The organism is Pseudoalteromonas sp. A25 (assembly GCF_009176705.1).
Taxonomy (GTDB): Bacteria; Pseudomonadota; Gammaproteobacteria; order Enterobacterales; family Alteromonadaceae; genus Pseudoalteromonas.
Genome location: NZ_AP021846.1, coordinates 3,411,053 through 3,434,573, shown reverse-complemented (window position 1 = coordinate 3,434,573; position 23,521 = coordinate 3,411,053). Strand labels below are relative to the sequence as shown.

At 43.6% G+C, this 23,521-nt stretch carries 20 protein-coding genes; 11 read left to right on the top strand and 9 right to left on the bottom strand.

What is annotated here, in order from left to right; genetic code table 11:
• Window positions 1-65 precede the first annotated feature (65 nt).
• Window positions 66-893, top strand: a complete 828-nt coding sequence (locus GDK41_RS14840) for a sulfurtransferase (RefSeq protein ID WP_152087142.1) — start codon at window positions 66-68, stop codon at window positions 891-893.
• Here GDK41_RS14840 and GDK41_RS14835 read toward each other — a convergent pair.
• On the bottom strand, window positions 890-1,219 hold the full coding sequence (locus tag GDK41_RS14835) for a DUF5522 domain-containing protein (RefSeq protein ID WP_152087141.1): 330 nt from the start codon (window positions 1,217-1,219) through the stop codon (window positions 890-892). The two genes, GDK41_RS14840 and GDK41_RS14835, sit on opposite strands and share 4 nt — an antisense overlap.
• Before the next feature lie 15 nt (window positions 1,220-1,234).
• Here GDK41_RS14835 and GDK41_RS14830 point away from each other — a divergent pair, with 15 nt between their 5' ends.
• Window positions 1,235-1,576: a hypothetical protein gene (locus GDK41_RS14830; protein ID WP_442960217.1), complete on the top strand. Its 342-nt coding sequence runs from the start codon at window positions 1,235-1,237 to the stop codon at window positions 1,574-1,576.
• A 42-nt stretch (window positions 1,577-1,618) separates the two neighbouring features.
• Here GDK41_RS14830 and GDK41_RS14825 read toward each other — a convergent pair whose 3' ends face one another.
• The gene (locus GDK41_RS14825; protein ID WP_152087139.1) at window positions 1,619-2,587 is read right to left on the bottom strand and encodes a class 1 fructose-bisphosphatase; all 969 of its coding nucleotides are present in this window, start codon (window positions 2,585-2,587) and stop codon (window positions 1,619-1,621) included.
• Between the two features lie 155 nt (window positions 2,588-2,742).
• Between GDK41_RS14825 and GDK41_RS14820 the strand changes: the two genes are divergently transcribed.
• Entirely contained in the window at window positions 2,743-5,169 is a 2,427-nt protein-coding gene (locus tag GDK41_RS14820; RefSeq protein ID WP_152087138.1) for a zinc-dependent metalloprotease, read from the top strand.
• A gap of 64 nt (window positions 5,170-5,233) precedes the next feature.
• Here GDK41_RS14820 and GDK41_RS14815 read toward each other — a convergent pair whose 3' ends face one another.
• From GDK41_RS14815 to GDK41_RS14805, 3 genes are all read right to left on the bottom strand, one after another.
• Window positions 5,234-6,262, bottom strand: a complete 1,029-nt coding sequence (locus GDK41_RS14815) for a carbohydrate kinase family protein (RefSeq protein ID WP_232056472.1) — start codon at window positions 6,260-6,262, stop codon at window positions 5,234-5,236.
• Window positions 6,195-8,591, bottom strand: coding sequence for a TonB-dependent receptor domain-containing protein (locus GDK41_RS14810; protein ID WP_152087137.1), 2,397 nt, complete (start codon window positions 8,589-8,591; stop codon window positions 6,195-6,197). The genes GDK41_RS14815 and GDK41_RS14810 overlap by 68 nt, the downstream gene beginning before the upstream one ends.
• 200 nt (window positions 8,592-8,791) lie before the next feature.
• A complete protein-coding gene (locus GDK41_RS14805; RefSeq protein WP_232056471.1) occupies window positions 8,792-9,988 on the bottom strand; it encodes an MFS transporter in 1,197 nt (398 codons plus the stop codon).
• A gap of 163 nt (window positions 9,989-10,151) precedes the next feature.
• Here GDK41_RS14805 and gtfA point away from each other — a divergent pair, with 163 nt between their 5' ends.
• Window positions 10,152-11,624 carry a sucrose phosphorylase gene (gene gtfA / locus GDK41_RS14800; RefSeq protein WP_152087136.1) on the top strand — a complete coding sequence of 491 codons (1,473 nt, stop codon included), beginning with the start codon at window positions 10,152-10,154 and terminating at the stop codon, window positions 11,622-11,624.
• A gap of 219 nt (window positions 11,625-11,843) precedes the next feature.
• Here the strand turns inward: gtfA and GDK41_RS14795 are convergent, their stop codons facing one another.
• Both GDK41_RS14795 and argE read right to left on the bottom strand, forming a co-directional pair.
• Complete coding sequence (locus tag GDK41_RS14795) at window positions 11,844-12,887, bottom strand: LacI family DNA-binding transcriptional regulator (RefSeq protein ID WP_152087135.1); 1,044 nt, start codon at window positions 12,885-12,887, stop codon at window positions 11,844-11,846.
• 60 nt (window positions 12,888-12,947) lie between these two features.
• Window positions 12,948-14,102, bottom strand: coding sequence for an acetylornithine deacetylase (gene argE, locus GDK41_RS14790; protein ID WP_152087134.1), 1,155 nt, complete (start codon window positions 14,100-14,102; stop codon window positions 12,948-12,950).
• Window positions 14,103-14,284: 182 nt separating this feature from the next.
• Between argE and argC the strand changes: the two genes are divergently transcribed.
• The 7 genes from argC (at window position 14,285) to GDK41_RS14760 (ending at window position 21,023) form a co-directional block, all read left to right on the top strand.
• A complete protein-coding gene (gene argC / locus GDK41_RS14785; RefSeq protein WP_442960216.1) occupies window positions 14,285-15,307 on the top strand; it encodes an N-acetyl-gamma-glutamyl-phosphate reductase in 1,023 nt (340 codons plus the stop codon).
• On the top strand, window positions 15,301-16,080 hold the full coding sequence (gene argB, locus GDK41_RS14780; RefSeq protein ID WP_152087132.1) for an acetylglutamate kinase: 780 nt from the start codon (window positions 15,301-15,303) through the stop codon (window positions 16,078-16,080). The genes argC and argB overlap by 7 nt, the downstream gene beginning before the upstream one ends.
• An 8-nt stretch (window positions 16,081-16,088) precedes the next feature.
• Window positions 16,089-17,009 (top strand): ornithine carbamoyltransferase, encoded by a 921-nt coding sequence (locus tag GDK41_RS14775; RefSeq protein ID WP_152087131.1) that lies wholly within the window; start codon window positions 16,089-16,091, stop codon window positions 17,007-17,009.
• Between the two features lie 14 nt (window positions 17,010-17,023).
• Window positions 17,024-18,229 carry an argininosuccinate synthase gene (locus tag GDK41_RS14770; protein WP_152087130.1) on the top strand — a complete coding sequence of 402 codons (1,206 nt, stop codon included), beginning with the start codon at window positions 17,024-17,026 and terminating at the stop codon, window positions 18,227-18,229.
• Between the two features lie 23 nt (window positions 18,230-18,252).
• Window positions 18,253-20,118, top strand: a complete 1,866-nt coding sequence (gene argH / locus GDK41_RS14765) for an argininosuccinate lyase (RefSeq protein WP_152087129.1) — start codon at window positions 18,253-18,255, stop codon at window positions 20,116-20,118.
• Between the two features lie 201 nt (window positions 20,119-20,319).
• Complete coding sequence (locus GDK41_RS20255; RefSeq protein ID WP_172971623.1) at window positions 20,320-20,493, top strand: hypothetical protein; 174 nt, start codon at window positions 20,320-20,322, stop codon at window positions 20,491-20,493.
• Window positions 20,494-20,498: 5 nt separating this feature from the next.
• A complete protein-coding gene (locus tag GDK41_RS14760; RefSeq protein WP_152087128.1) occupies window positions 20,499-21,023 on the top strand; it encodes a hypothetical protein in 525 nt (174 codons plus the stop codon).
• Between the two features lie 647 nt (window positions 21,024-21,670).
• Here the strand turns inward: GDK41_RS14760 and GDK41_RS14755 are convergent.
• Both GDK41_RS14755 and coaD read right to left on the bottom strand, forming a co-directional pair.
• Entirely contained in the window at window positions 21,671-23,041 is a 1,371-nt protein-coding gene (locus GDK41_RS14755; RefSeq protein WP_152087127.1) for a capsule assembly Wzi family protein, read from the bottom strand.
• Complete coding sequence (gene coaD, locus GDK41_RS14750; RefSeq protein WP_152087126.1) at window positions 23,038-23,520, bottom strand: pantetheine-phosphate adenylyltransferase; 483 nt, start codon at window positions 23,518-23,520, stop codon at window positions 23,038-23,040. Before coaD ends, GDK41_RS14755 begins: the two co-directional genes overlap by 4 nt.
• Between the last annotated feature and the right edge of the window lies 1 nt (window position 23,521).

Below are 23,521 nucleotides of genomic sequence, written 5' to 3'. Positions count from 1 at the left end.
TTGGCCTAGTATAACTTGATAATATATAAAACTTCATCTGTTACGGTGAACAAAAAGGAGTAGAAGTGAAGAATTTAAAAAGCTGTGAATGGCTGGCTGAGCACCTCAATAAAGTGCATGTATTGGACGCTGGCATAGTCAAGCCCGGCGTAAAGACATCCTATGCTCCGAGTGCCATTATTCACGGCGCAAAACGTTTTGATATCAGTGGTGCTTTATCAGATCCCAATACAGATTTACCTAATAGCATGTGCGAAAGTACGCAATTTCAAGCCAATATGCGCCAGCTAGGTATTAATCAAACAGATACCGTCGTTGTTTATGACGACATGGGGTTGTTTAGTGCTGCAAGAGCGTGGTGGATGTTTAAAAGTATGGGCTTTGAGCAGGTATACGTGCTCGATGGCGGTTTACCGCGTTGGCAAGCACTTGATTTGCCGTGTGTGCAAGAGTACGCCATCAATCAAGACGTGGGAGATTTTGTTGCAAAACCGCGAGCGAATTACTTTATTGATAGTCAGCAGGTGCTCAGAGCGATAAATAATGACGCGATACTTTTACTTGATGCGCGTGGGACTAAACGTTTTACAGGCGAAGACTCAGAGCCGCGAGAAAACATGCGAAGTGGGCATATTCCCAATAGTAAAAATCTACCGTATCAGCAAATACTCAATGAGCAAGGTTTGGTAAAGTCAGTGGAAGCATTAAAGACGCTTTTTGCAAACTTAGGCGTGACCGATCAAGCCTTGCAGTTTAGCTGTGGCTCTGGCGTAACGGCCTGCATTTTAGCAATGGCAGCAGATGAGTGCGGCTTTGTAAACTTGGCGGTATATGATGGCTCTTGGAGCGAATGGGGACAACCTAGTGATTTGCCTGTTGCAACGGGTGTTTAGCTAAAAGGGCAGTGTTTACAGCCATTGCCACAACAGCTGCCGCGTTTTAGATGCGCCCAGCGACTCATGACTAAAAAGCCTTTTTCAATGCTGTAATCAAGCCCTTCAATGGCCGCTGAATGCTTGAACGGACGGGCTAATGCCAGTTGCTCCGCTATGGGCTTTTGGCTTAAGCTATCAATGTACGTGCGTAACTTTGTGATCAAACAAGCTCGGCATAAACAGCCATCAGCGTCTGATAAAGGTAAAATGTTGGGCAACTCCATACACCAGCATTGCTGATTGGCACTGCAATTGATTTGTTGCTTGCAATTAGAACAGAGCATGAAATTTCCAACGTGATGAATAACGACATAGATAATACCACAGCCCATTACCAAGATTTAGCAACGTTGGTGCGTTTTGCGCCAGGCTATCAAAATGTCTACACACGCCTGATGAATTATCCACAGGATCAGAGCTGCTACGTTGTTAGTAACGTCGATATATGTGCTGCTTTGAGGCAAGTACTGCAAGGACAGGTAGATATTGATGAAATAGAGTTATGGGCAAATTTATTAGAAATGCGTGGTGATATAGATCATAGCCACGTTGAGGGGGTACTCTATGCGCTTTCTAACCCCGAACAAATGGGTGAATTAACCCTCGAAAAAATCAGTCAATTAATGGCGCTGTTACAATGAAAAAGCGAGCTGATGCTCGCTTTTCGCTTTAAAATGTTTAGCTTACTTATGATACCCCAAGCACGCTTCCACTTCGTTTTTAGAGCCTAAGATCACCGAAACACGCTGGTGGATCTCTTGCGGCTCAATCTCCAAAATACGCTCTTCACCCGTATGAGCTATACCGCCTGCTTGCTCAACAAGCATGGCCATTGGGTTGGCTTCGTATAATAAACGTAGCTTATATGGTTTGTTTGGATCTTTGGTATCCGCAGGGTAGGTGAACAAACCACCACGGCACAGTACGCGGTGTACGTCGCCAACCATGGCGGCTATCCAGCGCATGTTGAAGTTTTTACCACGCGGGCCAGTTTCACCAGCCAACAAGTCATTGACGTAGTTTTGCATCTCAGGCTGCCAATGACGCTGGTTAGAGGCGTTAATTGCAAACTCTTTGGTGTCTTCAGGAATTTTGGCAAACTCCTCGGTTAGCATAAAGCTGCCGTGAGTTTTATCTAATGTGAAAATACGTGTGCCTTTACCTATAGTCAGTGCTAAGGTGGTGCATGGACCGTAAAGTACATAACCTGCCGCAACTTGCTGATGGCCTGGCTGCATAAAAATACGCTCATCGGCAGGATCTGAATCTTTTGGCGCTCTCATAATGGAGAAGATGGTACCCACAAGTGAGTTAATGTCAGTATTTGATGAGCCATCTAGTGGGTCAAATGCCACAATATATTCGGCGTCAGGGTTGCCCGCTACGGTGTAGTCTTCTTCTTCTGATGCAATTGCTTTAACGTAGCCAGACTCAAGTAGAATGTCTTTTAAAAGTTGGTTAGATAAAACATCTAGCTTTTTTTGAGTTTCACCTTGAATGTTTTCATCAAGTGTTGAGCCGAGTACGCCAGATAGGGCGCCTTGACCAACACGGAATGAAATCTCTTTACATGCCGCTAAAATTGTACGAATAAGAGAAAGTAACTCTCTTGAACAACCATCTTCAATAAGCACTGGAGGGAGTCTACGCATATTTTTGATCCTGATAACGTTGTGGCAGCGGCCTTTATATGTGAGAGGAGACCAACGCTGCACGTAATTTCGTCTTAAAATAGCTGAATTTTGTATACAACTTTATATACTGGGGTTTAATCAGCCATTAAAACCACTAATAACAAGGTAAGAATATGAGAAAAATAGGGAAGCTATCTTTCGTTCTCTTTACTTTGCTAGGCGCTATGATAACTCAAGCCGTCGCAGCAATTAAGCCCATTGACGAGTTTACTGACAAGTTAAATCGTTTTCCTGGCTATTATTCCTTTTATGCCGATACCAACAGCGGCAAAATTTACTTAGATGTCGACAAGCTTAAGCAACCATTTTTATTACAGCATAGCTTACCTTACGGGGTGGGTTCCAATGACATTGGCCTAGATAGAGGGCAGTTAGGCGGCACATATCTCGTTCAATTTGAGCGCTTTGGCGATAAAGTGATGCTGCGCGCTTTAAACAGTTACTATCGTGCAAGCTCTGCAAATCCCGCGGAGCAGCAAAGTGTCAACGAAGCGTTTGCATCCAGTATCCTGCAAGGGTTCACTGTCGTAGCAGAAGACGCTGACAGTGTGCTTATTGATTACACGCCTTATTTATTGTCGGATGTCCATGCAGTAAGTAGAACACTGGCGCAGCGTGAGCAGGGTAGTTTTAGTCTAGATAAAAGCCGTAGCGCGGTGTTTATGCCTCGCAGTAAGGCTTTTGTTGAAAACACGGAATTAGAAGCGGTGCTCACCTTTACTGGGTCTAAACCGGGTGAATTTGTTCGCCAAGCAGCTGCAGACCCATATGCCATCACCGTTCATCAGCATCATTCATTGGTTAAATTGCCAGATGATAATTACCAACCTCGTAAATTCCATCCACAGTCGGGTTATTGGAGCATAGAGCATAAAGATTACTCAGCGCCGTTAGGCGAGTCTATGTTGGTTCGCTACATTCCTCGCCATCGTTTAGTAAAAAAAGACCCTTCAGCCAAAGTGAGTGAGCCGGTAGAGCCCATTGTTTATTACCTAGACCCAGGTGTACCTGAGCCGGTAAAAACCGCGTTGCTAGATGGTGCCAAGTGGTGGGACAGTGCATTTGCCGCTGCGGGTTATAAAAACGCCTTTCAAATTAAAATATTGCCTGATAGCGCCGATCCAATGGACATTCGCTATAACGTGATCCAGTGGGTGCATCGAGCAACGCGCGGTTGGTCTTACGGTGCATCAGTCATTGACCCACGTACAGGTGAGATCATTAAAGGCCACGTGACACTGGGTTCACTGCGAGTTCGTCAAGATATCTTAATTGCTGAGGCGTTAGCGGCACCATTTGTTAAGGGTGATGAAGTTGTGAGTCGTTTGCACGATATGGCACTGGATAGAATTCGTCAGCTAAGTGCGCATGAGATTGGTCACACGCTAGGTATTGCCCACAACTTCTCGGCATCTGCCAAAGATAGAGCGTCGGTGATGGATTATCCACATCCTCTGGTTGGCTTTGATAAAAATGGTAAGTTAGATATCAGCCAGGGCTATGCTAAAGGCATGGGTGAGTGGGATACGCAGGTGATTAAATATGGCTACAGCGACTTTAGTAAAGCCGATGAAGCTAAAGGGTTGCAGGCTATTTTGAATGAAAACCGTGAGTTAGGGTTAGAATTTATTTCAGATAGTGATGCTCGAGCACAAGGTGGCGCGCATCCTACGGCGCATTTATGGGATAACGGTAATGACCCAGCCGCAGAGCTGCAACGTGTGCTTGATGTGCGCAAGCAGGCGCTAAATAGCTTTGGCATTAACAATATTAAGTCAGGCGTGGCGTTGTCTCAACTAGAAGAAAAGCTGGTGCCACTTTATCTATTCCACCGTTATCAAGTGGAGTCTGCGGTTAAACTCATAGGTGGGGTAGATTACAGTTATGAAGTACGCAGTGCTCAAGCCGTAAAAGGCGCTAAGATTGTAGACAATGCACAGCAAAGAAAAGCACTACAGGCGGTATTAAAAACCTTAGATGCTGAGCAGTTACGTATCCCTGAGCGAGTATTAGCATTGATTCCGCCTAAAGCCTATGGTGAAAGCAAAACGCGTGAAAGCATTTATGGCAGAACCGGCCTAGTACTTGATGCTATGGCGTTGCCTGAAGTGGCTGCCAATCATAGTTTGAGCCTATTACTCAATGCTGAGCGTTTAAATCGTTTATCACAACATCATGCCCGCGATGCCAAGCATTTTGGTTTGGTGCAAATGCTAAACGCTTTATATAGAAAGGTATTTGACGCACAAGCAAGTGGTGCAATGGCGCTAAAACTTAGCCAACGTGTACAGTATTTGACGGCAGCACGTATGGCACAACTTGCCAGCTCTGACAAAGTAGAGCCAGAAGTACAAGCACAGCTGAGATTTCAGTTGATGCGAGTTGCCAAGCAGTTTGATGAGCAATCGTTATTTAGCAACGTGAGTGAAGAAACCGCTTATCGTCATGAACTGGCAAGACAGGTCAATGCCTTTTTAGACACTGGCAAATGGCCAGAAGGCTTTAAAGCACTGAAAATGCCACCAGGATCACCGATTTAATAAAATTGGCTGTAAGTTGTAAGAAAAAGCTGGCATTTGCCAGCTTTTGTGTTTTTAAAAGGGGTTAAGAGACTTGCTCTAGCGTTGGCAAGGCCTGCATTACACCAAGTTGAGTGCAGGTGTGCGCGCCGCACCTAACTGCAAATTTAGCGGCTAATTCCAGCTTATCAGTGCTATTGGCTAAATTCACTTTGTTCACACCAAGTTGTGAGATATAGAATAAAAAGCCGCTGATCAGGCTGTCACCCGCGCCAGTGGTATCAATCACCTCAATATCTGGCGTGGCTACTTCAACATATTGTGTTTGAGTACGCAGCTGCACAGGGTGCTGACCATTGGAAACCAACACAACTTTAACGCCCAAAGAAAATAGCCAATGGCAGTATTGTTGGGGTGTTGAATTAGCTGCTTCGCTCAAGTATTCCAGCTCTTCAAGGCTAAATTTGAGAATGTCGCAGTAGGCATAACAGGCTTCCACACGACTGCTCAGTTGCGATACGTCATGCCACAAATTCAATCTAAGGTTTATATCAAAACTAATAAGTTGTTGGTGTACATCTGCTTGTTTAAGTAGCGCCATATGAGTTTTGCTAATCTCACTGGTAGTGAGCGTGTTAGAGCAAAAATGGAATAACCCACACACAGGCCACTGAAACTTGGCAAAGTCAGCTTCGCGTACTAATAGATCGGCGCTTTGAGTGCGATAAAAACTAAACTGCCTATCGTTGTGTTCGTCAAGGGTCACGACAGCAAGTGCCGTATTAGTATTATCAAAAGCTGGGCAATACCTTGTCGTTACACCATAAGATTCTAATGTGCTGCGGATCTTTTTGCCAAAAGCGTCGTTTGCCAGTCCACCTATAAACTCAGCGTTACCGCCGAGCTTCGCAAAACCCACGGCCGCATTGGCGGGGGCACCTCCGACAATGGGCAATAGCGCGCCTTTTTGATCTGGCAGTAAGTCAATTAACGCCTCGCCAAAACAGGTTAATTTCATCGCAGCACAGTGTGACATAGTAAGCCCTCTAGAATTGATACTTGAGTGTAAATGACGTTGTACGGCCATTGATACTGCGGGCGCGAATAATTCCATTATCTGGTATCACGCCTTCCTCAGCTTCTGTGATCCCGACAGTATCGAATAGGTTATTAACATTCAAAGACACTGACAGGTTTTGAGTGACATCGTAACTGGCAAAAGCATTGACCTGAGTATAGCCATCAAGTTTTAAGTCGTTGTTGTCTTGCGCATAGGCATCGCTGGTACCAATCAAGCTCACTCCAATGGCTCCTTGTGCCATGTTGTACCGTCCCATCAGGGAATAGATAAAATCAGCCTGTCGGCGAGGCGTGTGTCCAACCACATCTGGAGATAATGCATCTTTGGTAATTTCAGCATCGGTCCACGTTAAATTACCTCTAAAATCAAATGAGCCAAAAAAGTAAACGCCTTCAAGCTCAATGCCTTGTGCCTCGTATTGGCGGTCAAAAAATTGTTGGCTGGTGGCTTCAAAATTTTGCTCTTCAGTTTGCGCATAAAAGGCGGTGGCAAATAAACTGCCATTGTCAAAGCGCTGTTTAAGGCCTAATTCAACTTGTGTGACTTCATCAATCGCATCTTCTTTTGTAACGCTGCCGTCTGGCGCAACTTTACCAAACAGTAAGCGATCTGCATTGGCACGCGCCCCTTCACTGAGTCGGGCAAAAACAGCTCGGCTATTGTTGATCTGATAGTTACCGCCGATAGAGTAACTGGTGTAATCCCAGTCATAATTAACCACACTAGGATTAGCTAGATTAATTCCTGCCACTTGCTCTTCGGGTTTTGAGATAACCCCATCACCATTAATATCACGCTCTGACACCACGGCGCCTGCGTATGTGCCTGTTGCTTCACCCCAGTCATAACGCACGCTTGCATCAAAGGTAAAATCACCAAGTTGACTAGACACTGCGATATAAGGGGCTCTTGTTGAGTAATCGGTATCGTAGTTACGTTGACAGCAATTGCCCCATGCAGGTGTACCATAAGCATAAAGGCCATTGTCTGAGTATGATGCACCATCCACTGCAAATACATCAATCAATGCGGCATTATCGCCTTTGATCTCCATTAGATAAGAATTCCACAGCCAAGACATGGCAATGCTTTGCTCTGACGCGTAAAAGCCCACAGTGATGGAGGTGTCACTTGCTAACGTTTTAGTTAATTTAATATCGTTAACGAGTGAACCAAAATCTTGCATTTCTACATCAAAGGTATGAATTCGCATGATATTTTGGTCACTTACAGTCATGCCTGCTTGCGGGCCATTGGCATATTTCAGTGTTGCACTTTCACCAGCAATACTAGCAGCAATATTTTGTGCATCACCCACTTCGGCAGGAAATGGTGCATTAAAGGTGCCTTTAACGCTAGAAACGCGTAAACGGTTTTCTATTGTCCAGTTGTTGTCTAAATCAAAACTGGCTTCTACCCCAAAGCTGTCAACTTGCGGATGCATGCCATCACGCATATCCCCTTGTCGATTTTCATTGTCCGCGCCTAAACCTTGTGTTTTGATAAAATACGCTGAATGAGGTGTATCACTAAGCGCGTCAAACCCGCTTATGGAGTCGCCGTTTGCGCGCATTGGCATGGGCAGATAACCCGTGCTCTTGTCATCTAAATGCTTGAAGTAAAGTCGAACATAACCGTTATCAAAGTCTTTGGTTAGGTTCGCTTTGATTTGACCGCCTTGGTTACCCGTATAGCCGGTATTTCTGGCTCCTTCGCCTTGACGTACAAAGCCTCCAATATGAAAACGCACAGAATCCGACAGGTAACTGCCGTACTCGAAGTCGGTTCTAAACTCGTCATAATCTAAACCGAATGTGGTTGTGATACTGCCCGACTCACTGTCTCCGGTTTTAGAGATAAAGTTAATAATACCACCGGGTGCATTGCTTGCTGCAGTTGAAGCCGAACCTCCGCGGATAGACTCGACATTTTGCACGGTAGTATCAAGGCGCATAAAAATATCAGCATTACCAAAAGCAATATCGCCAAATTGTAAAATCGGTAAGCCATCTTCTTGTAATTGCAAAAACTTAGCTCCGCCAGATGCTACGGGTAGACCTCTGACGGCGATATTCGCATTACCTTCACCGCCTGTAGATTCAGAGCGAACTCCGGGCAGAATTCTAAATGCCTCAGCCGTGGTTCTAGGAGTTGATACATTAATTTGTTCAGCCGAGATGCTACTAACCGAGACACTAGACGCCATGACTGTGCGCTTTTGTGGCACGCCCGTTACGATGATTTTTTCTAGTTCATTTTTAGGTTTGGCGATACTTTGGGCTTGCTCTTGCGCTGATGCATTTGAACCTATCGCAAGTGTAATTGCACTTAGGGCAAACCAAGTTGGGGTTATTCTTCTCATAATGTGCCTCGTTGTTGTCAATTTGCAGTATGGCACCACTCATGTGTAGTTACATACTTAATCGATTAAGTAAGTTAGCAAAAATAACATGTTTTGCAATGAATATTTGCGCGATAATTGTGCGTTTATTTTTAACTGGTTGTAATTAATACGAAAAAAGTGCCCATCTTGGTGCAGTGTTGGGCGCTTTTAACGTGAGGTTAGCTGTCGGCTAGGCGTATTTGCGCAGGGTCTTGCCACCAGTTATATAACATTGCCAGCATCAACAAAGCGGCAAATGCGGTGGCGAGCGCGAAGCCGTATTCGATATGGCCAAAGTGGTCACTCACTACACCCATTAATAATGGTGCCACTGCTGCTGATAGTGCGGTGAAAAACAAGATAACCCCTGCTACCGAGCCGTGTTGATGTTTTGCAAAACAAGATATGCCTTTAGAGTTTAAAGTTGGGTAAATCATTGACATAAATAGCCCGCTGAGCGGTAAACTTACTACGGCTGCGTTTACGCCAAAAAGATAAGTAGCTAAATAACATAAGAAAATTGCAGTGCTCAATACAAGCATCACCAGTTGCCAGCTAAATAGGTTGAGTAGCCAAGTGGCCATAAACCGCCCGAGGGCTCTTAAGATAAAGAAAATAGTTAGCGCATACGTTGCTAGTAAAGTCCATTCGCCTTGATAGGTTTTTAGTAGGGTAGGCATCCAAACATAAATGGCTACTTCGGTGGCAACATATAGGGCAATGGCTGCAGAAAAACCTAAGGCGTGCAAGTCTTTAAACATCAATAGAGTATGCTTAAAGCTCGGTGCTTGAGAAGATACCGGTTGCGATTTGGCTGCAAAGCGTACTTTGAGCGTTGCTAAGGCAAGCAAAATACACAGTATTCCTGCTAAAACATAAAGATAAATCCAGCTTACACCCGCTATTATCATGTAACTTACCAGAGCTGGCCCTACAATAGCGCCTAGTGCAAAAAAGCCCTCAACGGTATTCATCGTTTTGGTGTGTGCATGGCTAGTCGGACTTAGACTACCCAGTAATGCTAAAGCAGCGGTTTTAAATAGGCCAATCGCAACTCCTATAATGCTCAGTAATATCACGAAAACCAAAAAACTGTTGCTTGCAGCAAACGCAAAACAAGCCATAGAAAACAGCGTTAAACCAATCAAAATCGTTGTTTTATGGCCAATTTTATCCGCCAGAAAACCCAAGCATAGGCCACTTATTGCTATCCAAATCATGGGAGCATAATGAAATGCACTGGCTTGTGTCATGGTTAAATTATACTGCTCGATCAACTCTGGAATGATCACGCCCACAGCATCTGATGTCATAGCAAACATAAAGAACATCATGTATGTGAGCCAGCGAAGTGTAGTTAGGTTGCTGGTTGTCATAAAACTTACCTCAACGGTTAAGCGGCTGATCTGTAATAAGTCTAGTGGTTGTTTCAGGTGGATCAGCCAATTTTATTGTAAATAATGCTTGAATATATCTAGGTGTTGAATAAAGATATATCTTAATCGATTAAGAATCAACATTAGAATATTGAGTGAAAATATGAAAAACCAAGTGCAATTGATCACTTATGCTGATCGTTTAACTGGAAGTGGTTTAGCACAACTGAAGCAACTTCTTGATACATCATTTGACGGGTTATTCAGCGGCGTACACATTTTACCATTTTATTACCCCATAGATGGCAGTGACGCTGGGTTTGATCCTATTGATCATGCACAGGTAGATAGTCGCCTTGGTAATTGGCAGGCACTGAGCGATATTGGGCAAGAGTATGAAGTGATGGCTGACTTAATAGTCAATCATGTTTCTGCTCAGTCGGTTGAGTTTAAAGATGTGTTGAAAAATGGTTCTAGTTCATCTTACTGGTCTATGTTTTTAAAAGAAACCGATGTATTTCCTCATGGTATAACTAAAACCCAAGCCGATGCGATTTTCAGACCGCGGCCAACGAGCTGTTTTTCGCCTAAAGAGCTGGCGAGCGGCGAAGTTGTCAATTTTTGGACTACTTTTACTGACAATCAAATAGACATCAATGTTGAGACTGATGCGGGTAAGGGGTATTTAGATAAGGTTTTGAATTTATTTGCTAAAAATGGTGTGAAAATTATTCGTCTTGATGCTGCTGGATTTGCGATTAAGCGCGCTGGTACCAGTTGTTTTATGACAGATGAAACTTTTGCGTTTATAAAGCAATTAGCTGAGCAAGCGCATGAGTTGGGCATGGAAACTATCGCTGAGATCCACAGTCATTATAAAACTCAGATAGCGGTGGCTAAAAAAGTCGATAGAGTTTATGACTTTGCACTGCCACCGCTTATCTTACACACCTTGTTTAGTAAAAATGTAGACGCGTTGGTATCTTGGTTAACTATCTCGCCTCGAAATTGTTTAACGGTGCTTGATACCCATGATGGCATTGGTATTGTTGATGCGGGTCCTGAAGGTGATAAAGCTGGGCTATTAACTGCCACAGAGGTCGATCATTTAGTGCAAACAATTCATGCCAATAGTCAAGGAGAGAGTTTAAAAGCGACGGGGGCTGCTGCAAGTAATGTTGACTTATACCAAGTAAATTGCAGCTATTACGACGCATTGGGTAAAGATGACTTTGCGTATTTAACCGCACGGGCGATACAGTTTTTTTCACCAGGTGTACCGCAAGTATACTACGGTGGGTTATTGGCATTAAACAACGACATGGCATTGCTGGAAAAAACGCAAGTAGGCAGAGATATCAACCGAAGTTATTTATCTTTAGAGCAAGTGAAAAAACACTTAGCTAAACCCGTTGTTAAAGGATTGTTTTCGCTTATTAAACTGCGAAATGAGAGTAATGCATTCAATGGAGAGTTTTCAGTGCAAGGTAGCAATAGCATACTGAGCATGAAGTGGCAAAATCAACAAGAGCTTGCTTGTCTCGATATTGATTTGATACAAGGAACAACCGTACTTAGCTTAAGTAGCGCCAAACAAAATAAGGTCATTAACTTAGCGGATTTGCTTAATAATTAACCTCAGCTGCGGATAAGAGTTTTGATAGCTCAGAAGAGAGACATTGCAACCCCTTCAATATCCAATGACGATATTTCGCTCACTATCAAGGCATTTTCGTGAAGTAATAGCGAGCTATTACAAATGAAAATAACGAAGAGAGTGAGTGAAATAGCTTTATTGGGCAAATTCTCTTATGTGCAGCTGAGGTTAATTAGTAAGGTTCAAAAATCAAAGGGGCTAAGTGGATTGGCCCATTTTTAATTCAAACGGTAAGATCACTTGTTGTTTGTGCTTATTGATAAACAGTTCGGCAGCCCGTTGCCCTTTAGCCTCACTATTTTGGTGTATGGTGGTGATAGCGGGGTTAAACCGTTGGGCTTCCTCAATACCGTCAAAACCCACTATTTTTAGTTCTTGAGGCACTTTTATCCCTTGTTCAAGTGCCTCACGTGCCGCGGCAAGCGCAATTAAATCACTCATGCATAATAATACATTTGGACGTGGTTGCACGCTTAAGGCTTCTTTAGCGGCGATACGTGCCCAGCGTTCACTGCTTTCGGGGATATTCCAAGTTCGATCATCTGGTATGGCGATATTGGCTTCGTGTAATGCTTGCCTAAACCCTGACAAACGTTGATGTGCAATCGAAGTGTTGAGTTTTGGCAAGTGGTGATCATAGACACGGCAAATAAGCTCGGTGTCTAATAGACGCAACCCCAAAATGGCAACATTTGCTGCTATTTCGGTATTTTTAAATGCGCTGAATGCCTGATTGGCAACATCATAGGCCGCTTGGTGATTATTTATATTTACACTTGCTTGTTTGTTAAGCTCAAAATCGACCGCCACCACGTCTTTATCTAGCGCTTCTAGGTGGTCAATGAGTTTGGTATTTCTTGGTCTGCCATAACAGATAAAGCCATCAACAAAGTCAACGACATTGCTGACGTTATCTGCGTTACCAGAGAACAGCAGCAAATTGATATCCTGAGGCTCAAGCACGTTTGCAACACCCCGCATAAAGCTACTAGCGACAGGATCCGAGACCATATATTCAATGCTGTCGGGCAAAACCAGTGCGACAATATTAAAGGTACCTTTTCTAAGAGAGCGTGCAGCTTTATTTGGACCAAAGTAGCCAAGTTCATGACATGCAGATAAGATCTCTTCTCTCTTTCGCTTTGATAACTGATCGGGTCGATTGAAAGCATTTGATACAGTTGCATTTGATACACCAAGGTGTGCAGCAATGCTTTTTAGGGTCCACTTTTTTACAGTCATTCGCGTCTGGCTATTGGGTTTTTTTCTAGTTTACATCAGCATAGATGCCTACTTAAAGCACTAACTAAAGCACAATTCATTTATTAACTGGCGGACTTGCTGCTGTGTAGGAGCTATCTTCTCCATGGCTAAGTATTCATCAGGTTGGTGCGCTTGTTCTATACTGCCAGGTCCCATGACAATGGTTTCGCACCCAAGTTGCTGTATAAAGGGGGCTTCAGTACAGTAATTTACAGCAACCGCTTTAGTTTTTGATACTTGTTCTGCCAGTTTCACTAAGGCGCTATCCGTTTTACCACTGAAGGCAGGAATTGGGTCGTGCAAGTCGATAACAGAGACGCTATTTGGGTATTGAGCATTGAGCGGTGCGACTGCCTCAAGAAGCAAAGCTTGTAGTTCTTTGATGCTCAAACCTGGCAATGGGCGCAGGTCAATATGTAATTCACAGCAACCGCAAATGCGATTGGCATTATCCCCACCGTGGATATGGCCCAAGTTTAAAGTTGGGTAAGGGATCGCAAAATCACTAAGTGAATATTTATTCTTTAACTCTTCTTTAAGGTGTAATAATTGTGCAATGACCTTGTGCATGATTTCAATTGCGTTGAGCCCACGTGCTGGATCTGAGCTATGACCTGAGCGTCCGGTCACGCGAATGGCACTACTCATATGCCCTTTGTGTGTATAAACCGGTGTCATGTCGGTAGGCTCGCCGATGATGCAACGCGCAGGTTTTAAATCTGGGTGCATAGCTATTTGTTGTGCACCGGCCATCGTTGTTTCTTCATCTGCAGTGGCAAGAATGAGCAGAGGCTCAGATTGTACGGCTCCCTGTTCATCAAGGGTTTTTATTGCATCTATAATAAACGCAAAAAAACCTTTCATATCAATAGAGCCAAGACCGTATAAACGATTGTCATGCTGCTCCAGCTTGAAGGGGTTGAAGTTCCATCTACTGTCATCAAAGGGCACCGTATCGGTGTGTCCTGCAAGCATTAAACCACCATGACCTTGCCCGCGTTTGGCTAATAAATTGAATTTTCCAGGTGCATTTTCCAGTTCGGTGATCTCGACGGTAAAGCCTAAGCTTTCGCACCAGCTGGCGAGTAAATCAATCACCGGTCGGTTGCTCATATTCAAAGATTCGTCTAAGGCACTCACTGACGGGTTGGCAATTAATTGCTGATACATTGCTAAAAAAGAGGGGCTGCTCATAAAAAATCCAAAATATTTATCCAAAGTGTTTGCATAACAATTTAAAGGTGTTTAGTATGAATATCAATTCACTTTTTTAGCATAAATATATTTAGAGGCTGGCATGCGACGATACTCATTCACCATTTAATTTCATTTTCACTAGAAAACGCAATACAAATTAGAGAGCACTGTCAAAAATGATGAATGTAACGAAAAAAATCGCAGTAGTTGGCGCCAGTGGTTATAGCGGCGCGGAGCTTGCCAGTTTGATAGCCAAACACCCTAACTTCTCCCTGTCAGGTTGTTACGTGTCAGAGCAAAGCTTGGATAAAAACAAATTATTGAGTCAGTTATATCCAGAGCATGGAGTTTTGCTCGACACGCCTTTACTGCCTTTAACGCAGCAAGCTTTTGTTGAAATTCAAACACACGCTGATTATGTGTGCTTGTGCACTGATCATAAAGTTAGTGTTGAACTTGCCCCAAAGTTTCTTGAAATGGGGAAAAAGGTATTTGATTTATCAGGTGGCTACCGTTTAGCAACGAATCAAGATTACGAGCAATATTACGGCTTTAGTCATCCTTATGAACATTGGCTAGCACAAGCTGAATATGGCCTCGCTGAGTGGAATGCTCAAGCAATAGCTACAGCACAACTGGTTGCTGTTGCTGGTTGCTATCCAACCGCTGCGCTTAATGCACTAAAACCGCTTAAACAAGCCGGTTTAATCGCAGATGAAAAAATTATAATCAATGCCGTTTCTGGAGTAACGGGGGCAGGTAGAAAGGCCAGTATTAATACTCATTTTTGTGAAGTTTCTTTGGCTCCTTATGGCTTGTTTAACCATCGCCATACGCCTGAAATTAGCCAATACCTTGGCCATGAAGTGCTATTTACTCCGCATTTAGGCAATTTTGCTCGTGGCATTTTAGAAACTATTTATCTTCAGCTAAACCCACAAGTGACCAGTCAACAAGTTGAAGCCGCATACCAAGTGTTAGCCGATGAGCCATTGATCAGATTAAAAGGTGCGCAGTTGCCTTCAATCAAAGGGGTTGCAGGGCTGCCATATGTTGATATTGGTTGGCAGCAACAAGGGAGTCAGCTGATAGTGGTTGTTGCCATTGATAACCTTTTAAAAGGTGCTGCGGGTCAAGCATTACAATGCATGAATTTAGCCAGTCAATTGCAGCCTGAATTGGGTTTAAAGGGAGCATGGTAATGCAAACTTGGGTGATAAAAGTAGGTGGTGCGGTACTCGATACAGAAGATGCAGCCAATGCCTTATTTAAACAATTGGCTCATGTGAGTGAGCAAGACAAAAACAAGCATTTTGTCGTGGTACATGGTGGCGGCGCGCTGGTTGATCGTTGGTTGAACGATGCTGGGTTTGCTACGGCAAAACACCAAGGCTTACGTATTAGCCCCAAAGAACAGATGCCATACATTGTTGGCGCGTTAGCTGGCTGTGCCAATAAGCAGTTGATGGCACAGGCAATCACTGCTGGATTGCAGCCCGTTGGATGTTGCTTATATGAAGCAGGACTAATTGCAAAACAAAAACTCAAAGCACTTGGTCAAGTTGGTGAGTGTGTTAAGGGAGTCTCGAGTTTACTGCCAGCTATGTTGGAGCTTGGCCGTACGCCATTGGTCAGCTCTGTAGGCCTTGGAGATGATGGACAGTTATTCAACGTTAATGCCGATGAAGCTGCGGCTGAGATTGCTAGTCTCCTCAATGCTGAACTTATTTTTATGACGGATGTTGAAGCTGTGCTAGATGGCGATAAACAGCCTTTGCATCAGCTCAATCAAGCGCAAATAGAAGAGTTAATAGACTTAGGAGTCATCGTGGGCGGAATGGAGGTCAAAGTAAAGACCAGCCTTCGCGCAGCCCAACACTTACGACGTGGCGTGTATATCTCAAGTTGGCAAAAGCCAGAAAATCTCGGTGCGTTACTCAATGGCGCACATGTTGGTACAAAGATAACGCCATAGGAAAGAATATGTTACAGCATTTTTTAACCGGTCTAGAGTTAGACCAAGCAAAGATTTTAAAGTTATTACAGCTTGCACAAAATATAAAGAGTCAGCCACAAGAGTATGCCAATGCCTTGACGGGTAAGTCGATAGTGACGCTTTATGAAAAACCAAGCCTGCGTACTCGGTTATCGTTTGATATTGGTATCAATAAATTAGGGGGGCATGCGGTTTACCTCGACCAACAAAATGGAGCAATGGGCAACCGTGAGTCGGTCAAAGACTTTGCGCTGAATATCTCGGCATGGGCTGACGGCCTAGTGGCACGGGTAAATCATCACAGCACCTTAAATACATTGGCTGAGCACGCGTCTATTCCTGTGGTGAATAGCTTGTGTGACTTATATCACCCTTGCCAAGCTTTGGCCGATTTTTTAACCCTACAAGAAGTACACGGTGACGTGAGTCAATTGAAACTGGCCTACTTAGGTGAGGGCAATAACGTTACTCATTCTTTGATGTTGTTGGCTGCCACATTGGGGAGTGATTTTGTTGCAGTTTGCCCCAAAGGGCACTCACCCGATGCGCAAATTGTGAAGCAGGCTGAGCAAATAGCTGCATCAAATGGTGCATCAGTGCTGATAAGTGACCGAGTTGAAGCTGCAGTTGGTGCGAATGTGCTCTACGCAGATACGTGGGTGTCTATGGGTAACAATGCGTGTTTAGAGCAAGTAAAACAGACCTTTATGCCATACCAGATCAATGCGGCGCTTGTGCAGAAAACAGGGGCAAGTACGGTGCTGCACTGCCAGCCTGCTCACCGTGAATATGAGATCACCTCTGAGGTGATGGATGGTAAAAATTCAAAAATAATTCAACAAGCTGAAAACCGCATGCATGCCCAGAATGCTCTGCTGGTATCACTGTTAAATCCAAATTATGTGTAAGGATGTAAAGCAAAATGAGCGAAATTAAAAAAGTAGTGTTGGCCTATTCTGGTGGCTTGGATACATCGGCAATTGTTCCTTGGTTAAAAGAAAACTACGACTGTGAAGTGGTTGCGTTTGTTGCAGATGTAGGCCAAGGCGAAGAAGAGTTGGCTGGTGTTGAAGAAAAAGCCATCGCATCTGGCGCATCAGAGTGTCATATCGTTGATCTCAAAGAGCAGATGGTCAGTGATTACATTTACCCAACGCTTAAAACTGGCGCAATTTACGAAGGCACCTATTTATTAGGCACTTCAATGGCGCGCCCTATCATTGCAAAAGCACAAGTTGAAATTGCACGTAAAGTAGGGGCGGATGCTTTGTCTCATGGTTGCACAGGTAAAGGTAATGATCAGGTGCGTTTTGAGTCTTGCTTTGCTGCGCTTGCGCCTGATCTAAAAGTGATTGCACCATGGCGAGAGTGGAGCCTATCAAGTCGTGAATCGCTGTTGGATTACTTAGCTGAACGTAATATCCCGTGCTCAGCATCGGCGACAAAAATTTATAGTCGTGACGCGAATGCTTGGCATATTTCCCATGAAGGGGGAGAGCTTGAAGATCCTTGGAATCAACCAAGTGAACAAGTTTGGACCATGACCGTGTCTCCGGAGCAAGCACCAGATAAGCCAGAGTTTGTGAGCGTACTCGTTGAAAAAGGCGAAGTCGTCGCGGTTAACGGTGAGCGCTACAGCCCGTATCAATGTTTGGTGCAGCTAAACCACATTGCCGCTGCACACGGTGTAGGGCGTGTTGATATTGTTGAAAACCGCTTAGTCGGCATGAAATCTCGTGGTTGCTATGAAACACCGGGCGGCACGGTGATCATGGCTGCACTTCAGGCTATTGATGAGTTAGTACTGGATAAATCTAGCCGCAAATGGAAAGAAACGCTTGGTGGAGAGTTTGCGCATTTGGTGTATGACGGCCGTTGGTTTACGCCTTTGAAAGATTCAATTTTGGCTGGGGCGCAAGCATTATCAGAAGTGGCAACAGGCGAGGTGGTGTTAAAGCTTTACAAGGGCCACGTCAGTGCAGTGCAAAAGCAGTCGGTTAATAGTTTATACAGTGAAGATTTTGCAACGTTCGGTGAAGATGATGTTTTCGATCAATCACATGCCGAAGGGTTTATTCGTTTATTTTCGCTATCTAGCCGGATCGCGGCTTTAAATAAAAAGTCGTAATTCAGAGCGTTAGGAGAAACATTATGGCGTTATGGGGCGGACGTTTTTCATCGGGTCCGGATGCGGCCTTCAAACAGTTTAATGATTCTTTGCCATTTGACTATCAGTTGGCAGAGCAGGATATTGTAGGCTCAATTGCTTGGGCTGGTGCGCTTTTGCAGGTAAATGTCTTAAGTGAGCAAGAACATCAGGAACTAATTGCTGCGTTGAACGCGTTACTTGAGCATGTGCAAGGTGATCCGCAAGAAGTTGCTGGGGCTGGGTATGAGGATATTCATTCATATGTTGAAGCAAAGCTGATAGAGCAAGTGGGTGATTTGGCTAAAAAGCTACATACAGGGCGTAGCCGTAATGACCAAGTCGCCACGGATTTTAGGCTTTGGAGTCGCCAAAGCGCCGAGCAGTTGCTTGGGGCACTAGGGGCGCTAAAATCGGCATTTGTACAGTTAGCAGAGCGCGAATTGGGCACTATCTTGCCTGGCTATACACATTTACAACGTGCGCAACCGGTGCTGTTTAGTCACTGGTGTATGGCATATGTTGAAATGTTAGAACGTGATGAGTCTCGTTTGCAAGATGCGCTAATGCGTTTAAATGTGTGCCCTCTTGGCAGTGGTGCGCTTGCCGGTACAGCCTACCCCATTGACCGAGAAACGCTTGCAACCAATTTAGGTTTTAGTCATGCGTGTCGTAATAGTTTAGACGCGGTTTCTGATAGAGATTTTGTGGTAGAGCTACTTAGTTGTGCAAGCATCTCTATGATGCACTTATCTCGCTTTGCAGAGGACTTGATTTTTTACAACTCGGGCGAAGCCGGATTTATAGAACTTGCGGATAACGTCACGTCAGGTTCATCGCTGATGCCACAGAAGAAAAACCCAGATGCACTGGAATTGATCCGTGGTAAAACAGGACGAGTATTTGGTGCATTTAGCGCCATGATGATGACGCTCAAAGCGTTACCACTTGCCTACAATAAAGATATGCAAGAAGACAAAGAAGGTTTGTTTGATGCCATGCCAACATGGCTTGCTTGTATTCATATGGCGCAAGCGTGTATTGAAGGCGTAAAAGTAAACGCTGAAAAAACCCGCGAAGCGGCAAAAGGTGGCCATGCAAATGCCACAGAGCTTGCCGATTATTTAGTTGCCAAAGGGATCCCTTTTAGAGAAGGGCATCACATTGTTGGTCAACTGGTGCAAATAGCCATAGCACAGGGTAAGAGTTTAGAAGAGCTGAGCATAGCCACTTTCAAAAGTGTTTGTGATGTGATTGATGAGGATGTGTACCCCGTGCTTGAGCTAGATGCAGGCATTGCCGCGCGTCAAGCGCTTGGAGGCACTTCAGTCACGCAAGTTGAAAGTGCTGTGCGGGCGGCGAAAAAAAAACAACAGATCTTAGTCAGAGACGCGACTCTTGATGATGTTGATGCAATTGCCCAACTGATCCAGCACTGGGCAAAAGTTGGCGAAAACTTGCCTCGTGCCAAAAGTGACATGATCCACTCTATTAATGAGTTTGCGGTCACCGTGGTAGACGGCAAAGTAACGGGTTGCGCATCGCTATATATATACGATACAGGCCTTGCCGAGATCCGTTCTTTAGGTGTCGATCCGCAAACGCCAGTAAAAGGTCAAGGCATGCAGTTAGTCACTCATTTGTTATCAAAAGCGAGAAAATTGGCGCTAAATCGCATTATTGTGCTAACCCGAGTGCCTGGCTTTTTCACAAAGCAAGGCTTTAGTTATTGCACAAAAGATACGTTGCCGGAAAAAGTCATGAAGGATTGCGACTTGTGTTTACGCAAAGATAATTGTGATGAAGTAGCGATGGAATTTGTATTAAAGGCGGCAAAAAGTACGGTGATCCCGTGTAAATTTGTGGCTTAAACTCCCTGAAGACGACAAAAGGCGCTTGGCGGATCCCAAGCGCTCTTTTTATTTTTGAAAACTGACTTATTTTTTTGTTTACTCATCTCAGCTTTATCCCCGTCAAAAAAATATGGCCCACCTTTTGCTTTCGTTTGGTTCAAATTTGTAACGGCAAAGTTAATAACTTTTTATTATTTGAATTTAATCAACGAGGTTAATATGAAACAGCTAAAAGCATTAAAAGCGACCAAAAAACAACAAACAGTGAATCATGGGCCTAGCCAAAGCCTTGAACTTTCTGCTAAAGTGCTATTAAATAAAGAGTTATTGTCACAAATCAGTGGTGCTCGTGGCGCTGGTCAAATTCTTTCTAATCTAGACACAATAAGGTAGCTATTTTGTTCGGAGAGCTTAGTTTACATTTTGATACTATTGTTGTTTTAGGCTTCATCCTTGCCTTTGCTCTTAATGTAAGTTTTGCTCTTCTGAAAGTTATTAAAAATTATTCACTGTTAATCACTTCTGGCTCAATGGCTTTGTCTTATTTTTTGAGCAACCACTTTTATGAAGCGATTAGAGTTGCAACTTCACCATATCTTGTATGGCTTGTTTATGACCTCGTCACTATGGGTTGTATATGGAGTTGCCATAAGCTTTTTACAGCAAAGCCAACCCTAGCTTATTTTTATGTGATGTTTGGTTTAATGGCCAATAGTTTTATGTTTATTGCAATGCACTTTGATAGAAAGGTTGTAGAAAACTCAGAGCCTTGGATATTGTGGACAATTTACAGTATTTCTATCAATGTATTTGATTTGATGATGATAGCGGTGTTGATTTTAAATCGAGACATTTTCTTCATAAAGTTTGCTTGTAAGAAATTAAGGGGATTATTGTCAAAGCCTTTTACATACGAAAGTTAAGCTATAAGTAATTTAAACGAAACCTCTTTATTTTTTGTATGGCTTTGTGGGACGTTGTTGTGTTAATTGAAGATTGGGAGCATTATTTTTTTGTTATAATTCCTTACTTATTTGATCGATTCATTTCATTGTGTTTGGTGTCGTCATTTTTTTTACATGCTTGTTCCAAGTACGTTCTAAATAAAAATATTAGCAACTCATTATTAATGACTTCAAGTTTAGTTGCTGCATCATATTCCTCTAGTTTCTTATCATATGATGTCTTTTCTGCTAACCTAAATCAGTACTTAGTATATATCGCTTACGACGCACAATTATGATTTTTATTGTTGGGCCTGCACAAACTCTTAAATGTAACCCCCTCTAATGCTCTTAGATATGTAACAATCTTTCTATGTATAAATAGTTTGTTCTTTTTGATTATGTACATAGATATATACATACTTGGTAGGAAAGAAGCTTGGTGGCTTTGGTACCTTTACACATATACCATAAAGGTAGACGACGTGCTGCTCGTTATTGCACTTATCACAAATAGAGACTTTCTATACCTTAGATACATGGCGAAGAAAATAACTGCTCGTTTGAGTAAGGGTAAGCAAGTAACTTAAGCATATGCGACTTGCTTCACCACTTTTTTAAAGCAATTAAAATTGGTACTCCCAACTTAATTTAACAGCGCTCTCGGTCTCTTTTTCTTTAGCTTCGTGTTGATCTTGCCAAATAGAGATGCCTGTTTTAAGTAGTCCATTGAATAAGCCTTGTTGATAACCTAGCTCTAGTAATGTGCGCTCGGTTGCTTGGCGCTCGAAATCAATAAACTTTAACTTAGCAAAACCGCCAAAACCGGATAATGCGTGGTAATCTGCAGCAAGCGTTACACTTTTGGCTTGTGGACCTATGGCAGCACCAAGCCATTGTTGACGCTGTGTGTATTCAGAGCCGCCCGAGACCATCTCAAAGTTACACTGAAAGCTTGCTTGTAGTGCCTGGCAGTCAGTGGTGCTATCACTGTATTCTATATAGCTTTTTAGGCGATACTGTGTATTACCCGTGTAGTGCTCAATACCCAACGTGACCATGCTTTCACTTGGTAGGATGCCTGCATCATTATTACCTGCAAACTCTGCGTAGGCGGCCCAAGCTTGGTTTAACAGTGTGCCTGCATACTTAATATCAATGCTAGTTAAGCGCTGCTCTGTAGGTGACTGCGTTTCAAGTATTGGTTGCGTAAGCACAAAATCACTAGAGGTGGTGCTAAAGCCAAGCTCTAACCCTTTTATTGGGGAACTTGATAGGCGCAGGCCCCAAAAATCACCATCACGCTTATCAGTCAGGCTAGGTTTTTGTTTTGCGGCTATGGCTGTGACTTGCCAAGGGCCAACAAACGAAAAAATAGATGGGCCGGCATAATCGCTATTTGCACGACTCACTCTTATTGCTGTCATAGGCGCGGCGTTGTTAGAGAGCATCAGTGCATTTTCGTTGGCGGGGCCCCACCAATAATTTAGTCGCTCGGCACTCAGTGCCCAGTTACCATATAAAATGGCGAGATGACTGCCATAATGATTCACTTTCTTACCATCGAGCGCATTATCCGTGTAGTTAACCTGCACTTTAGCGCTTACATGGTTGCCAGTGATCATTCCAAAGCTTGATATACCTGAATGAGAGGCGTGTCGCTCTCCGATGCCATCTTGTAATTTGGGTTCATCGTCAAAGTGTGCTTTGATGCTTGAGTATTGATTGCGTTTAGCTTGTTTTAGCGCATATCTCACATGAGCAAGGGCAAATTCGGCACTTTGAGGTACCTGCTTGTCATTAATTTGCGCTAAGTCTTGCACGAGTCCTTGCCATAACAAAGGGTATTGATTGACGGGTCGGTTAATGAGTCCATGGCTGACCAATAAGTCTATAGAGTGTTTTAACTCGTTTTCGTCACTATTTATCCAAGGGCTGGCAACAGCATATTGGCTTAAAGCCAGAGTGAGAATAGCGCTTAGTTTGGTTAACTTCATCCGTGTAATTTTTCCTTTAAAGCTTTAGCGACTAAGGGGTGAACAAAATCACTTACATCTCCTTTGTGAAGCGCAACTTCTTTTACCAAAGTGGAAGAAATAAAAGAGTTACGCTCAGAAGGGGTGAGAAACACACTTTCTAAGTCGGGATTCAAGCGTCGATTCATGTTTGCAAGTTGAAACTCATAGTCAAAGTCAGAGACAGCACGGATCCCACGGATCAATACATTGGCGTTTTGTTGTTTAGCTAAATCGACCAAGAGCCCAGAAAAACCAATAACTTTAACATTTTTGTACTCAGCAAGTATTTGCTCAGCGAGCGCCACGCGCTCTGCTAATGAAAAGCAAGGTTGTTTGTTTGGGTTGTGAGCAATAGCCAATAACACAACGTCAAACATTTTTGCTGCGCGCTTAATCAAATCAGCATGGCCATTAGTGAGCGGATCAAAAGTACCTGGGTATAGAGCTGTAACTTTCATA

What these genes read in the sequence shown, in the direction of transcription:
- GDK41_RS14835 (WP_152087141.1), bottom strand. Translation starts at nt 1,219, where the DNA reads ATGCTCTGTTCTAATTGCAAGCAACAAATCAATTGCAGTGCCAATCAG.
- GDK41_RS14830 (WP_442960217.1), top strand. Translation starts at nt 1,235, where the DNA reads ATGAATAACGACATAGATAATACCACAGCCCATTACCAAGATTTAGCA.
- GDK41_RS14825 (WP_152087139.1), bottom strand. Translation starts at nt 2,587, where the DNA reads ATGCGTAGACTCCCTCCAGTGCTTATTGAAGATGGTTGTTCAAGAGAG.
- GDK41_RS14820 (WP_152087138.1), top strand. Translation starts at nt 2,743, where the DNA reads ATGAGAAAAATAGGGAAGCTATCTTTCGTTCTCTTTACTTTGCTAGGC.
- GDK41_RS14815 (WP_232056472.1), bottom strand. Translation starts at nt 6,262, where the DNA reads ATGGAATTATTCGCGCCCGCAGTATCAATGGCCGTACAACGTCATTTA.
- GDK41_RS14810 (WP_152087137.1), bottom strand. Translation starts at nt 8,591, where the DNA reads ATGAGAAGAATAACCCCAACTTGGTTTGCCCTAAGTGCAATTACACTT.
- GDK41_RS14805 (WP_232056471.1), bottom strand. Translation starts at nt 9,988, where the DNA reads ATGACAACCAGCAACCTAACTACACTTCGCTGGCTCACATACATGATG.
- gtfA (WP_152087136.1), top strand. Translation starts at nt 10,152, where the DNA reads ATGAAAAACCAAGTGCAATTGATCACTTATGCTGATCGTTTAACTGGA.
- GDK41_RS14795 (WP_152087135.1), bottom strand. Translation starts at nt 12,887, where the DNA reads ATGACTGTAAAAAAGTGGACCCTAAAAAGCATTGCTGCACACCTTGGT.
- argE (WP_152087134.1), bottom strand. Translation starts at nt 14,102, where the DNA reads ATGAGCAGCCCCTCTTTTTTAGCAATGTATCAGCAATTAATTGCCAAC.
- argC (WP_442960216.1), top strand. Translation starts at nt 14,285, where the DNA reads ATGAATGTAACGAAAAAAATCGCAGTAGTTGGCGCCAGTGGTTATAGC.
- argB (WP_152087132.1), top strand. Translation starts at nt 15,301, where the DNA reads ATGGTAATGCAAACTTGGGTGATAAAAGTAGGTGGTGCGGTACTCGAT.
- GDK41_RS14775 (WP_152087131.1), top strand. Translation starts at nt 16,089, where the DNA reads ATGTTACAGCATTTTTTAACCGGTCTAGAGTTAGACCAAGCAAAGATT.
- GDK41_RS14770 (WP_152087130.1), top strand. Translation starts at nt 17,024, where the DNA reads ATGAGCGAAATTAAAAAAGTAGTGTTGGCCTATTCTGGTGGCTTGGAT.
- argH (WP_152087129.1), top strand. Translation starts at nt 18,253, where the DNA reads ATGGCGTTATGGGGCGGACGTTTTTCATCGGGTCCGGATGCGGCCTTC.
- GDK41_RS20255 (WP_172971623.1), top strand. Translation starts at nt 20,320, where the DNA reads ATGAAACAGCTAAAAGCATTAAAAGCGACCAAAAAACAACAAACAGTG.
- GDK41_RS14755 (WP_152087127.1), bottom strand. Translation starts at nt 23,041, where the DNA reads ATGAAGTTAACCAAACTAAGCGCTATTCTCACTCTGGCTTTAAGCCAA.
- coaD (WP_152087126.1), bottom strand. Translation starts at nt 23,520, where the DNA reads ATGAAAGTTACAGCTCTATACCCAGGTACTTTTGATCCGCTCACTAAT.